Source organism: Streptomyces sp. NBC_01515, from assembly GCF_045040345.1.
Classification (GTDB): domain Bacteria; phylum Actinomycetota; class Actinomycetes; order Streptomycetales; family Streptomycetaceae; genus Streptomyces.
This window is the reverse complement of record NZ_CP109416.1, coordinates 7,079,744-7,092,051: the sequence shown is the minus strand read 5'-3', so window position 1 is coordinate 7,092,051 and position 12,308 is coordinate 7,079,744. Positions and strand designations below refer to the sequence as shown.

Annotated in this window: 13 protein-coding genes; 10 read left to right on the top strand and 3 right to left on the bottom strand. The window is 70.0% G+C overall.

Annotated features, from left to right (window positions below; genetic code table 11):
* Positions 1-112: 112 nt before the first annotated feature.
* The 3 genes from OG407_RS32315 (at position 113) to OG407_RS32305 (ending at position 1,546) form a co-directional block, all read left to right on the top strand.
* Positions 113-610 carry a MarR family winged helix-turn-helix transcriptional regulator gene (locus OG407_RS32315; RefSeq protein WP_033285243.1) on the top strand — a complete coding sequence of 166 codons (498 nt, stop codon included), beginning with the start codon at positions 113-115 and terminating at the stop codon, positions 608-610.
* Between the two features lie 149 nt (positions 611-759).
* Positions 760-1,263 carry a sigma factor-like helix-turn-helix DNA-binding protein gene (locus tag OG407_RS32310; protein WP_405863080.1) on the top strand — a complete coding sequence of 168 codons (504 nt, stop codon included), beginning with the start codon at positions 760-762 and terminating at the stop codon, positions 1,261-1,263.
* A gap of 34 nt (positions 1,264-1,297) precedes the next feature.
* The gene (locus OG407_RS32305; RefSeq protein ID WP_405863079.1) at positions 1,298-1,546 is read left to right on the top strand and encodes a hypothetical protein; all 249 of its coding nucleotides are present in this window, start codon (positions 1,298-1,300) and stop codon (positions 1,544-1,546) included.
* Between the two features lie 13 nt (positions 1,547-1,559).
* On the opposite strand, the gene OG407_RS32300 is transcribed toward OG407_RS32305, so the two are convergent.
* On the bottom strand, positions 1,560-2,714 hold the full coding sequence (locus tag OG407_RS32300; RefSeq protein WP_328679646.1) for a cystathionine gamma-synthase: 1,155 nt from the start codon (positions 2,712-2,714) through the stop codon (positions 1,560-1,562).
* 141 nt (positions 2,715-2,855) lie between these two features.
* Between OG407_RS32300 and OG407_RS32295 the strand changes: the two genes are divergently transcribed.
* Together OG407_RS32295 and msrA (OG407_RS32290) are read left to right on the top strand one after the other, a co-directional pair.
* Complete coding sequence (locus OG407_RS32295) at positions 2,856-3,974, top strand: hypothetical protein (protein WP_365305400.1); 1,119 nt, start codon at positions 2,856-2,858, stop codon at positions 3,972-3,974.
* 153 nt (positions 3,975-4,127) lie between these two features.
* Positions 4,128-4,811, top strand: a complete 684-nt coding sequence (gene msrA / locus OG407_RS32290) for a peptide-methionine (S)-S-oxide reductase MsrA (protein ID WP_405863078.1) — start codon at positions 4,128-4,130, stop codon at positions 4,809-4,811.
* Positions 4,812-4,860: 49 nt separating this feature from the next.
* Here the strand turns inward: msrA (OG407_RS32290) and OG407_RS32285 are convergent, their stop codons facing one another.
* Entirely contained in the window at positions 4,861-7,323 is a 2,463-nt protein-coding gene (locus tag OG407_RS32285) for a PA14 domain-containing protein (RefSeq protein WP_405863077.1), read from the bottom strand.
* A gap of 393 nt (positions 7,324-7,716) precedes the next feature.
* Here OG407_RS32285 and OG407_RS32280 point away from each other — a divergent pair, with 393 nt between their 5' ends.
* From OG407_RS32280 to OG407_RS32260, 5 genes are all read left to right on the top strand, one after another.
* Positions 7,717-8,166 (top strand): DUF4304 domain-containing protein, encoded by a 450-nt coding sequence (locus OG407_RS32280; protein ID WP_405863076.1) that lies wholly within the window; start codon positions 7,717-7,719, stop codon positions 8,164-8,166.
* A 127-nt stretch (positions 8,167-8,293) separates the two neighbouring features.
* The gene (locus tag OG407_RS32275; protein WP_405868731.1) at positions 8,294-8,887 is read left to right on the top strand and encodes a DUF4291 domain-containing protein; all 594 of its coding nucleotides are present in this window, start codon (positions 8,294-8,296) and stop codon (positions 8,885-8,887) included.
* A 75-nt stretch (positions 8,888-8,962) separates the two neighbouring features.
* On the top strand, positions 8,963-10,072 hold the full coding sequence (locus tag OG407_RS32270) for a threonine/serine dehydratase (RefSeq protein ID WP_405863075.1): 1,110 nt from the start codon (positions 8,963-8,965) through the stop codon (positions 10,070-10,072).
* 114 nt (positions 10,073-10,186) lie between these two features.
* Positions 10,187-10,483: a hypothetical protein gene (locus OG407_RS32265; protein WP_405863074.1), complete on the top strand. Its 297-nt coding sequence runs from the start codon at positions 10,187-10,189 to the stop codon at positions 10,481-10,483.
* Between the two features lie 175 nt (positions 10,484-10,658).
* The gene (locus OG407_RS32260; protein WP_405868729.1) at positions 10,659-11,600 is read left to right on the top strand and encodes a DUF5829 family protein; all 942 of its coding nucleotides are present in this window, start codon (positions 10,659-10,661) and stop codon (positions 11,598-11,600) included.
* A gap of 95 nt (positions 11,601-11,695) precedes the next feature.
* Here OG407_RS32260 and msrA (OG407_RS32255) read toward each other — a convergent pair whose 3' ends face one another.
* On the bottom strand, positions 11,696-12,208 hold the full coding sequence (gene msrA, locus OG407_RS32255; RefSeq protein WP_405863073.1) for a peptide-methionine (S)-S-oxide reductase MsrA: 513 nt from the start codon (positions 12,206-12,208) through the stop codon (positions 11,696-11,698).
* Between the last annotated feature and the right edge of the window lie 100 nt (positions 12,209-12,308).

Sequence of the window (12,308 nt, the reverse complement as noted above, 5' to 3'; positions counted from 1 at the left end):
GAGACTGGTTTGCGCAGCCCCGGTACGGGCCGCCTTCCATCCGCGTACCCTGTCCCCCAACCCAGCAGCCCCTTCATGAAGCGAGCCCCCGGCCATGCCCACAACACCTGAAATGTCGATGGACATGACGACCGTCGGTGAACCCGGTCTCCTCGACACGCTGCAGCACGAGGTGGCGGTGTTCGCGCGCCGTGCCGAACAGACCCGGCTCGGCGGAGTCGGACAGGTGCGCAACTCCATGGACCGCGCCGCGTATCTGCTGCTCAACCGCCTGGACAAGGAAGGTCCGATGGGCGTCAAGGCGCTCGCCGCGAGCATGGGGATCGACTCCTCGACGGTCACCCGGCAGGTGGCGCCGCTCGTCGACACCGGGCTCGTGAAGCGCACCTCGCACCCCGAGGACGGCCGGGCGGTGGTGCTGCAGCTGTCCCCGCGCGGGCAGTCGCGACTGGAGGAAGTGCGGTCGTCCAGGCGTCAGTTGATGGACGAGCTGACACACGACTGGGCGCCGGAGGAGCGCGAGGTGTTCTGCGCGCTCCTCACCCGCTTCAACAGCGCCCTCTCCGCGCGGATGGCGGTCCCGGGCACCGAGACGCCGTCGGCTTCCTGAAGGACGCGGGTTCTTCAGGGCTCGGCTTTCCGAAGGGTGCGGGCACACGCGCATGGTGCCCGGCTCTCCGCCTTTCGTACCGAACTCTTGACCTCGCGTCGGCCCTGGCCTCAGATGAGACCGGGTCCTTCAGGGGGTGAGGCTGCGCGGTGCGAGAACGGCAGGTGTCCCAAGGCGCCCGCCGGGCCCGGGAGTTCGAGGCGTTCGTCGCGGGCGCGGCAGGGCGGCTGCTGCATGCCGCCACGCTGCTGACCGCGGAGGCACCGGACGACAACCCGCGCGCGCGGCGCCTCTTGACGCTGTCCCTGGCACACACGTACGCGTGCTGGGACCGGCTGCACGGTGAGGACCCGTACGACCGCGCCCGCCAGTACCTGGCCACCCGTTTCGCCCGCACGGCCTGGCACCAGTACGGCGGCCTCGGCCGGGGCCGCCCCCACCCCGACAGCCCGCTGGGCGCGCTCGTGCCCCAGGAGCGGCTGATCCTCGTCCTCAGGCTGTACGAGGGGGTCGCCGAGGAACAGGCCGCCGCACTGCTCGGCCTCCCCACGGAGCGGGTCCGGACGATCTGCGAGCGGGCGACGGCGACGCTGCTGCACCCGCCGCGCGGTCCGGCACCGAAGGTGGGCGGCGCCAAGGTGGTGCCGTCATGAGACCCGGGAAGCCGTGGAGCGGGGGTACGCGCGCGTGAACAGGCCCGAGCGGGAAGCGGCCGTACGGCGGATCATGGACCGGACTCCGCCGCAGGTGCCGCCGGAGCTGTACGCGGAGGTCGTGCGGCGCGGCGGCCGGATGCTGCGCCGCAGACGGGCCGCCCGGCGGCTGATGTGGGTGCTGCTGTGGACGGCGGTCGTGGCGTTCACCGTGTGGGCGCTGATGGTCCACCCCTGGGTGGAGCCGCCGTCGGAGACGACCCCACCCCTGACGGGTTGGTGAGACGGGCCGCGGTTTAGCCGAGGGCCTGCTGCAGGTCCTCCAGGAGGTCCTGCACGTTCTCGATGCCCACGGAGAGGCGTACGAGGTCGCCGGGGACCTCCAGGGCCGAACCGACCACGGACGCGTGCGTCATGCGCCCCGGGTGCTCGATCAGCGACTCGACGCCGCCCAGGGACTCGCCGAGCGTGAACACCTTGGCGCGGTTGCAGACCTCGACGGCCGCTTCCTCGCCGCCCTCGACCTGGAAGGAGATCATGCCGCCGAAGGCCCGCATCTGCTTGGCGGCGACCTCGTGACCGGGGTGCTCCGGGAGGCCCGGGTAGAGAACGCGCGTCACGCGTGCGTGCCGGGTGAGCATCTCGGCGATCTTGGTGGCGTTCTCGCTGTGCCGGTCCATGCGCACCGACAGCGTCTTGGCGCCGCGCAGCACCAGCCAGGAGTCGAATGGCCCGGCGACCGCGCCCATCGCGTTCTGGTGGTACGCCAGCTCCTCGCCGAGCGCCTCGTCGGCCGCGATCAGCGCGCCGCCGACCACGTCCGAGTGGCCGCCCATGTACTTGGTCAGGGAGTGCACGACGACGTCCGCGCCGAGGGCCAGCGGCTGCTGGAGGTAGGGCGTGGCGAAGGTGTTGTCGACGACGAGCTTCGCGCCCGCGTCCCGGGCGATCTGCGCGACGACCGCGATGTCGGTGATGCCGAGCAGCGGGTTCGAGGGGGTCTCCACCCAGACCACCTTGGTCTTCGGGGTGATGGCCGCCCGTACCGACGCCGGGTCGCTGGTGTCGGCGACCGACCACTCGACGCCCCACCGGGAGACGACCTTCGCGAAGAGGCGGAACGTGCCGCCGTACGCGTCGTTCGGGATGACGACGTGGTCGCCGGGGCTGAGCAGCGTACGCAACAGGCAGTCCTCGGCCGCCAGTCCGGACGCGAACGCGAGGCCGCGACGGCCGCCCTCCAGGGCGGCGAGGTTCTCTTCCAGGGCGGTCCTGGTGGGGTTGGCGCTACGGCTGTACTCGTAGCCGCCGCGCAGACCGCCGACGCCGTCCTGCTTGTAGGTCGAGACCTGGTAGATCGGCGGGACGACCGCGCCGGTCAGGGGATCGGCGGTGTTGCCCGCGTGGATCGCGAGGGTCTCGAAGTGCTGACTGATGTGCCTGTCGCTCATGAGCCCCGAGCGTAGTGCGCCTGCGGGGTGGACGACGATCCGGAGGTTCTCCACAGGGCCGCGGGGCGGGGTGGGGGGAGTTTTCCACAGGGCGGCGGACCGGGTTGGCCAATTGTCGGACGCGTCTGGTTCGCTTGTGGCATGGAGATTCTCTGGGTCCTGATGGCGCTGGTCATGCTGGGCTTCGTGCTGGTCCCGTTCCTGCGGCGCAGGCGCGGGGCGATCGAGCAGGTCTCGCCGGGCCACCCGGACGCCGCGGACCCGGCGACCTACGGCTTCGTGCGCGAGGAGGAGCTGGACATCCGCATGCCCGGCCCCGACCAGGACCTGCTGGACGTCCTCGACCTGGTGCAGCGCACGCAGGACTACCGCGCGGCGATGCAGCTGCTGGCCGGCACCGAGATCACGGGTGAGCTGCGCTGGCAGCGCGTGCAGGCCTTCGCGGGTGCCGCGTCGCTGGAGCTGCAGCAGCGGCCCGGCGGGGTCAGCGAGACGCCGGGCGGGCAGTGGCTGCGGGTGTGGCGGCTGGAGCACCCGAAGGACGCGGGCGGCGCGGCCGTCCACGCGGAGTTCCTGGTGCAGCAGGCGTGGCGTACGTCGACGCGGGGGACGGACGAGTTCCGGATCATCATGGAGGAGGCGCGGGACGCCTGCGGACAGGCGGCGCTTCTCTCCCCCGGTGACCCGGTGCCGTACATCGTCGAGCTGTCCGTGGCGCGCGGACTGACGTATCCGCAGCCGGAGTTCGAGCAGCTGTGGCTGAAGATCCTGGACCGCGCGCCGGCACACATGGGAGCGCATCTGGCGGCTCTGCACTACTGGTGCGAGAAGTGGCACGGTTCGCGCGAGCTGGCGAACTCGTTCGCGGAGGCGGCCGCCGCGCGCGCCCCGCAGGGCTCCCTGCTCGCCGCGATGCCGCTCTTCGCGGTCTTCGAGCACCTCCCCGAGGTGAACCTGGTGAACAGCTTCTACCAGAGCGAGGTCGTGGAGAAGGCGATCCACGGTGCGCTCTTCGCCGTCCACGCGGCCCGCCCCGACGACCCGATGCTGGCGCACGTCCGGCATCTCCTGGTCTTCTTCCTGGTCCGCGCGGAGCGTTGGTCCGAGGCGATGAACCAGCTCATACACATCGACGGCCATGTCGGGGCGCTTCCCTGGACCCTGTCTCCGGACCCGGCGGCGGAGTTCGCGGTCTACCGGGCGCTGGCGGTGGCGGGGTACGAGGCGAACGGCGGGAGTCCGGCGAGCTTGCCGCACTGAATGCCGGGTGCCGGGTGCCGAGCATGGGGGTGAACGCTGAGTGCCAAGGCGGTCGTACACGAAACGGGTCGTACTGACAGGAAGGCGGAATTCTCGGCGGGGCTCGCCCGTTCAACGGGTGCGGACCCCCGTTGTGGCCCGATTGGAGATCGTATGTTCCTGCACAGCCGTACGCCCCAACTGCCAACCCCCGAACAGGCTTTGCAGGGCCGGCCGGAGCCGATGTTCACGGTCCCCGATCGGCACAGCGTTCTCGGCGGGCCGTTGCTCGGTCCGTACCCCGAGCACGTGCAGGTCGCCGACTTCGGAATGGGCTGCTTCTGGGGTGCGGAGCGCAAGTTCTGGCAGCTTCCGGTCGGCGTGTGGACGACGTTGGTCGGTTACCAGGGTGGTTACACGGAGAACCCCGCGTACGAGGAGGTCTGTTCGGGCCTGACCGGTCACACGGAGGTGGTCCGAGTGGTCTACGACCCGAAGCTGATCTCGTACGAGAGGCTGCTGAAGACGTTCTGGGAGTCGCACAACCCGACCCAGGGCTTCCGCCAGGGCAACGACGTGGGCACGCAGTACCGTTCGGCGATCTACACCCACAGTCCCGAGCAGGCAGCCGCGGCGGAAGCGTCCCGGGTGGCCTACCAGCAGGTCCTCACGAGGTCGCGCTACGGCACGATCAGCACGGAGATACTTCCGGCGGAGGGCCAGGTGTTCTATCCGGCCGAGGGGTACCACCAGCAGTACCTCGACAAGAATCCGGCGGGCTATTGCGGGATCGGCGGGACCGGAGTGTCCTGCCCGATCGGGATCGGGCGGGACACTCCGGACCGCACGGAGAAATAGCCGGCGGCGGGAACGGGTGGTGCTCAGCGGTGGGAGCGGCCCCTGGGCCTCACAGTGAGAAGCCGAAGGCTCCGGCGCCGTACGTCACGGCGGCGGTTGTGCCGTCGGCGAGGACTCCGGTGATCCGGAAGTACGTCGTATCGCCGTGGACCCCCGGCACGTAGGCCTTGTAGAGGGGGCCCTTGGAGCTCGCGATCTTGCTGACCCGTTCGTAGGTGTGGGTGGACGGGTTCCACTTGTCCAGGTGGTACTCGGTGATGGTGCCGCAGCGGGTCTCGTCGTCGCAGGTCCACTGGACGTATCCGAGCTGGCCCACGGTCTCGGGGTTGGCGATGGCGAGCGGGCCGGTGTTCTCGCCGCGGGCTTCGTCGGGCCTGTTGTCGGGTTCGGTGACGGTGACGGTGGTGGCGTCGGCCCAGGCGATGTGGTTGTCCCAGCGGTCGAGCGCCGTAACCATGAAGGTCACCGTCTCGCCGTCCGGGGGTCCCGCGCACAGCAGCTCGTTCGGTATGTCCCTCTCCGGGAACATCGACCCGGCATCGCTGCACCCGGTGGTGTCGTAGTGGATGCTGCCGTCGGGCCGCTGGACGACGCGGGCGGCGACGTAGTGCAGGCCGCTCTCTGCGGGGGTGTCCCAGCTCAGCACGATGCCGTCCGCGCGCGGGGTCGCGGTCAGGCCGGTGAGCGCGGGCGGGGGAACGCTGTCGGGGGTCACTGTGACCGGCTCCGACATCGGGGAGACGTTGCCGGCGGCGTCGTTGACCACGGCCGCGTAGGTGTAGGTGGTGCCGTCGAACGCCGGCAGTGCGTCCGTGAAGGTGTCGATCGACGGTGAGGCCGCCGTCACCGTGGCGAGGAGTGCGGGGTCGTCGCCGAGGGTGTCGCCGGTGGAGCGGTAGAGCTTGAGGGTGCCGCCGGTGCGCAGCTCGTTCGGGGTGCGTTCGTTGGGCAAGTACCAGCTGATGTCGAGGGAGTTGGCCGTCCCCGGCTTGTGGGACACGGCGAGGACCGGGGCGGCCGGAATGATGGTGTCGGGCGGGGTGACCGTCAGGACGGGAGTCCGCTCGGACGCGTTCCCCACGCGGTCGGTGGCCTGGACGACGTACTGGCGGGTCCTGCCGTCGGGTGCCACGTCGGGGTCGGTCCAGGTGGTCTTGTTGGTCGGCCCCATGGAGATCCAGCCGCCGTCCGCGACCTGCCGGTAGACCTGATACGGATAGGCGGCGAGATCCATCTCCTTGTTGGGCGCCCAGGTGACGGTGGCGGAGCCGGCGACCTCGTCGTACGCCACCTTCGTCCCGGTGGGCGCGAGCGGGGCGACGTCGTCCGGGCCGGGTGCGCCGGGCGTGTAGGCGAACTTGACGGCGGCGGAGCCGGTCCAGTTGACGTAGTCGACGCGGAGGACGTGGGTGCCGCGGGGAATGGTGAGGGCGACGGTCTTGGAGACGGTGGTGGTGCCGTTCTTCCACAGGTCGATCTTGCGTACGCCGTCGAGGTAGACGCGGATGCCGTCCTGGCCGGAGGCGGTGAACGTGAAGGGCCCCCCGGAGCCGAAGTCACGGGTGATCTGCCAGCGGACGCCGAAGTCGTCCTTGGCGACGCCGGACACGCCGGGCGAGTTGGTGCCCCAGTTCTCGCTGATCGCGGTGTCGGTGTCGGTGCGCTTGGGGGTGCCGGTGAGGGTGGTGTTGGCGAAGTACTGGCGCAGGAAGGTCGGGTTGCCGGTGACCGAGACGTCGGCCGTTCCCGCGGAGGTGTTGCCCGACCTGTCGACCGCGCGGACCTCGTAGAGGTGGGTGGTCGTACCGGCGGTGGTGTCGGTGAAGGTCGTTCCGGTGACCGTGGCGAGGGGGCTGCCGAAGGAGGTCTGGTCGGGGGTACGGCGGTAGACGCGGTAACCGGCCACGTCCATCTCCTTGTTGGCCGACCAGCGCAGGAGGTTGCGTTTGGCGCCGGCGTCGCGCGCTATCGACAGCCCGGTCGGCGTGAGCGGGGCGACCCGGTCCACGGTGGCTCCGGTGCGCGGGGTGTAGCCGAACTTGACGGCGGCGGAACCGGTCCAGTTGACGTAGTCGACGCGCAGGGTGTGCGTGCCCTTGGGGATGGTCAGGTTGGCGGTCTTGGAGACGGTGCCGGTGCCGTTCTTCCACAGGTCGATCTCGCGTACGCCGTCGAGGTACACGCGGATGCCGTCCTGGCCGGACGCGGCGAACGCGAAGGGCCCCCCGGAGCCGAAGTCACGGGTCACGGTCCAGCGGACGCCGAAGTTGTCCTTGCCGACGCCGGAGACACCGGGCGAGTTGGTGCCCCAGTTCTCGCTGATCGCCGTGTCACAGTCCGTGCGCTTCGCCGTACCCGAGAAACCGGTGTTCGCGAAGACCTGCCGGGTGTACGTGTTCGTCGTGCAGGCCGCCGCCGACGCCGACGAGGTGGCCACCGCGGCGAGACCGCCCGTCATCACGGTCACCACCGCGGTCGCGGCGGCCAGACGGGATCTTCCGACACTGCTCACTGAGTCCCCTTTTGGACACGTGGCTGCCCCGCAGGCAGTCCTACCGGATAAGGGATTCATGAGAGCAGCCTGTGGTTGTACGGCAAAACGGTTTCCTTTCGCCTTCGACGGCGGGGCATCGGCCGGCTGCGTCCATTTGTGCCGCTTCGGCTCAACTGCGGCGAGCAGGCCGCCTGTTCACGAGATCCACGCCCTCGTCAGCTGCGGCGATCAGAACTCCTCGGCCCGACTGTTGCCACAGGAACACCCATATCCTGTCGGAGAAGAACTTATTGCCCACCTACGGGGATGACGGTTTGCTTCACTCACCAGCCGGCTGCGACCGATGGGTCATACGGCAGCACAGGCTCACCGGTACCGGAGTGTCCTGCCCGACCGTCGTGGCGCCGTCCGATGGCTGACGGCTCCGCGCCCACCGCGCAGCAGGCGTTCACCGCACTGATGCGCGCACGGATCGCTCCCGGGCTGCGCGCACTCGGCTTCAAGGGTTCGGGGCAGACGTACGAACTGCCCCACCTCGAAACCTGGGCGCTCATCGGCTTCCAGAAGTCCGCGCACAACACAGCGGGGCAGGTCGAGTTCACCCTCAACGTCACCGTGGCCGACAAACTCGGCTGGGCCCAGGCCCGCAGACGCGAGCCCCACCTCCCCGCCCGCCCCAGCCCGAACACCGTCTACGGCCCCGCCGCCTGGCACAGCCGCATAGGCCGGCTCCTCCCCGCGAACCGCGACACCTGGTGGACCATCTCGGCCACGACCGACCCGGAGCCGGTTGCCCGTGGGGTCATCAGCGCGGTGACGGAGTATGCGCTGCCTGCGATTCGGGAGCGGCGGCGGTCGTGAAGCACGGGGCTGGACAGCCGAGTTGCTGAGCCGACACGCGAGCGGCGCAGGTGAACGGCCGTCGAAAACCGGTGTCTTCGTGAAGCGCCCGGCCCCCACCCTGTACGCCATGGAAGACCTGTACGCCATGGAAGAACCGCGGCGCGGAATCCGTGCGGTCCACTCGGAGTCCACGATCACCGTCTACCAGGCGTATCCCCCGGAGATCGGCCTGCCCGCCGCCCGCGAGAGCCGCTTCCCGGCTGCGTGGAAGCGGGACCGGATGACATGGATCAAGCCGTCGTTCCTGTGGATGATGTACCGCTGCGGCTGGGGTGAGAAGGCAGGCCAGGAGACTGTCCTGGCGGTCGAGATCACGTGTGCCGGCTTCGAGTGGGCGCTGCGACACGCGTGCCTGTCGAGCTATGTACGTGGGTTGCACCCCGACCGAGCCACTTGGCAGCGTCAGTTGAAGCGTGCGCCCGCTCGCGTGCAGTGGGACCCCGAGCGGGATGTGCGCCTGCAGCCGCTGCCCCACCGTGCCCTGCAGCTCGGCCTGTCCGGTGAGGCCGTGCGCCGCTACGCGGACGAGTGGACGGTCGCCATCCGCGACGTGACACCGCTCGCCCACGAGATCCGGGCCCTCGTCAGCGGTGGTGACCCGGACTCCGCCGCCCGACTGCTGCCGCAGGAACGCCCGTACCTACTGGGCGACGAACTCCTTGCCCACCTGCAGGGATGACGGATGAGCACGGGCGACGGCCAGGGCTCTGACGGAACAACCGTGACCGCGCCGGTGGCGCTACGCTCCCCTCTCGTGCAGCAGACGCGTCTCGACACCGCTCGGATCCGGGCCGCTCGCCGGGTGATCGACCCGGTGTTTCTCGACACGCCGCTGTACCGCTGCGAGGCGTTGGAGCCCGGGCTCGGGTGTGCGGTGAGTATCAAGCTGGAAACGGCGAACCCGGTGCGCAGTTTCAAGGGCCGCGGCACCGAGCTGGTCGCGAGTCTGCTCGCCGAGCACGGTCCGCGGGCCGTGGTGTGCGCCAGCGCGGGCAACCTCGGCCAGGCCCTCGCCTGGTCCGGTCGTGGCCGTGGGCTCGACGTGACCGTCGTAGCGTCCCGTTTCGCCACGGCGGCCAAGCTGGACCGTATTCGTGCGTTGGGTGCCGGGCTGGAACTGGTGGACGGGGACCACGAGTTGGCGCGCGAGCGGGCGGCGGACATCGCGCGGTACGAGGGCATCCGGCTGGTCGAGGACAGCCTGGACATCGAGACGTGCGAGGGTGCGGCGACCATCGGCCTGGAACTGGTCGAGGCACGTGAACAGGCAGAACAGACGGGGCTGACGGGGCTGACGGGGCTGACGGGACAGACGGAACGGGCAGGGCTGGCGGGGCTGGCAGGGCTGGCGGAACCGGCGAAACACACGGAACTCGCGGGCACCGCGCCCCCGTTCGACGCCGTCCTGATCGCTCTCGGCGGTGGGGCGCTGGCCACCGGCGTAGGGCATGTGCTGAAGGCCTTGGCGCCCGGCGTCGAGGTGATCTGCGTCCAGCCGTCGGGCGCGCCGGCGATGACGCGCTCGTGGCGCGAACGGCGCGTCGTGACCACCGACTCGGCCGACACCATCGCCGACGGCGTGGCCGGGCGGCGCCCCATCCCGGCCGTCCTGGACGATCTCCTCCTGGTCGCCGACGACGCCGTCCTTGTTCAGGAGGCGTCGATCGTCGCCGGTATGCGGATGCTCCTCGACCACGCCGGCCTCGTCGTCGAACCGTCGGCCGCGCTCGGCATCGCGGCGATTCTGGAAGACCGCGACCGTTTCGCCGGCCGGCATGTGGTCACCATCGTGTGTGGCAGCAACGTCGACGGGGCCGCCTATCGCCGTTGGGTCGGCCCGGCTGCCCTCCCCCACAAGGCCTGACCATTGCTCGCCCGCCGCCAACCACGAACACTGCCCGCCAGACGTACGGTCAGGACCCAGACGTACAGCGAGGACTCAGTGGGCGTCGTGAGAGGGTGCGGCGTGGTTCATCACTTGCGCTTTTTCTTCGAGGCCGGCGTAGACGTGCCGTTGTGGCCGGACGACATGGACAGCCCCTACGGCTATCCCTGCGAGCTGGAGCGCCTGCCGATCACCCCGGCCCTCCAGGCCGAGCTGGCGAGGCTGAGCGACTGGTACCAGTCGTCGATCGACTGGGACTATCCGCCGGACCCGTCCCCGTGGCCGGATGAGGAGCTGCAGCTGTTCACCCAGCAGGCGGACACCGCGCTGGAGGCGTTGCGCCGCGAATTGGGTGCGGGCTGGACAGTCCGGGACCAACGCCGGGTGTGACGGGCCGCGCGTCCATCCTCCGTATCCCCCAGAGTTCAAGACCTGGCTCGTCCACGCAGCCCCCGACCGCGCCAAAACGTCACGTGTCAAGCATTTCGACCCCGTTCAGAATGAACGGTGGCCGCGCCCTCCCCGCCTTACGATCCGGCACATGCTGATTCGTCGCACACTACGGATGATCATCGTGCTCGCTGTGGCTCTCGCCGGAGCGATCGGGGGTGGAGTGGGGACGGCACAGGCCGAGGGGAGCCGGGGCCCGGGCGGCTCGTACGATCGGCAGTTGCTGTTCTACAACCACTCCTACGGAGTCTTCGACCGGGAGACCGCCGACGCCATCGAGCACTCGGCCTACCTGCGGGAGTTCGCCAACTTCCAGGTCCGCACCACGACCGGCACCGGCGGCGAGACCTGGACCGGCCGCTATCTGATGGGCCGCGAGACCTACCTGGAACTGTTCGGAGTCGGTGACGTGCCCGGCCAGGACGGCACCCTCGGCTCCGCCGGACTCGGCCTCTCGGTCGAACACGCGGGCGACCTGGCGACGGTCGAGGAACGGCTGAAGGACGAGGGAGTCGCCCAACCCCTCGACTTCCTCCAGACCAAGGACTTCGGTGACGGTGTGCCCGTGCCGTGGTTCGACGCCGTGCTCACCGACACCCAGTACGACGCCTTCGGGGCCTGGGGGATGGAGTACCGGCCGGAGTACTTCGCCGACCCGCGCGGCAACACCGAGCCGCCGAGTTTCCCCGGTGACGTCGGCCGGGAGCGCTACCTCTCCGACGACTACCGCACCCACCTCATGCGGGACGTGACCGCCGTCCGGATCGCGGTCACCCCGGGCGACCTCGCCGACACCGTGCCGCTGCTGCGGGCCGGCGGGTTCACCGTCCGGACCGTGACGGGCGGGGGCGTCGTCGCGGAGGGCGGCGGCACCACGATCCGGCTCGATGTCGCGCCCCGCGAGCAAGCGGGGTACCAGCAGGTCGACATCTCACTCAACCGGCCCGTGAAGGACCGGCACGTGGAGCGGATCGGCAACTCGACCCTCACCGTCGGCCCCGGCAGCCGTGCGGTGTGGACGTTCGCCAAGAACGGCACGAGCGGCACCACCCGCTAGACAGAACGGAACCACCCGCCGGACAGCAGTGCGTGCGCCCCCCTCACGACAGCGGGGCGCACGCCTCCGGATGATCTACGGCTCGCGCCTCGCCGTCAGCTGTCCGCGCGGGCCGGCAGTCGCCATCCCGGCCGCGGGAAGTGGCAGGTGTAGCCGTCCGGGTACCGCTGGAGGTAGTCCTGGTGCTCCGGCTCGGCCTCCCAGAAGGGGCCCACCGGCTCCACCTCGGTGACGACCTTGCCCGGCCACAGGCCCGACGCGTCCACGTCAGCGATCGTGTCCTCGGCTACGCGCTTCTGCTCGTCGTCGACGTAGTAGATCGCCGAGCGGTAGCTGAGGCCGATGTCGTTGCCCTGGCGGTTCTTGGTGCTCGGGTCGTGGATCTGGAAGAAGAACTCCAGGAGCGCGCGGTAGTCGGTCCGCTCCGGGTCGTAGACGATCTCGATGGCCTCCGCGTGCGTGCCGTGGTTCCGGTACGTCGCGTTCGGCACGTCTCCCCCGGTGTAGCCGACCCGGGTCGCCGTCACGCCCGGCAGCCGGCGGACCAGCTCCTCCATCCCCCAGAAGCATCCGCCCGCCAGTACGGCCCTCTGCGTCTGCGCAGCCATCGCGACCCTCCAATTTCCGTCAGCTCGATCACTCGGGCAGTTCGGTCACTCGGCTCGTACGTCACCGGCATCCCTTACCCAGTGTCGTCAACGCATGAGG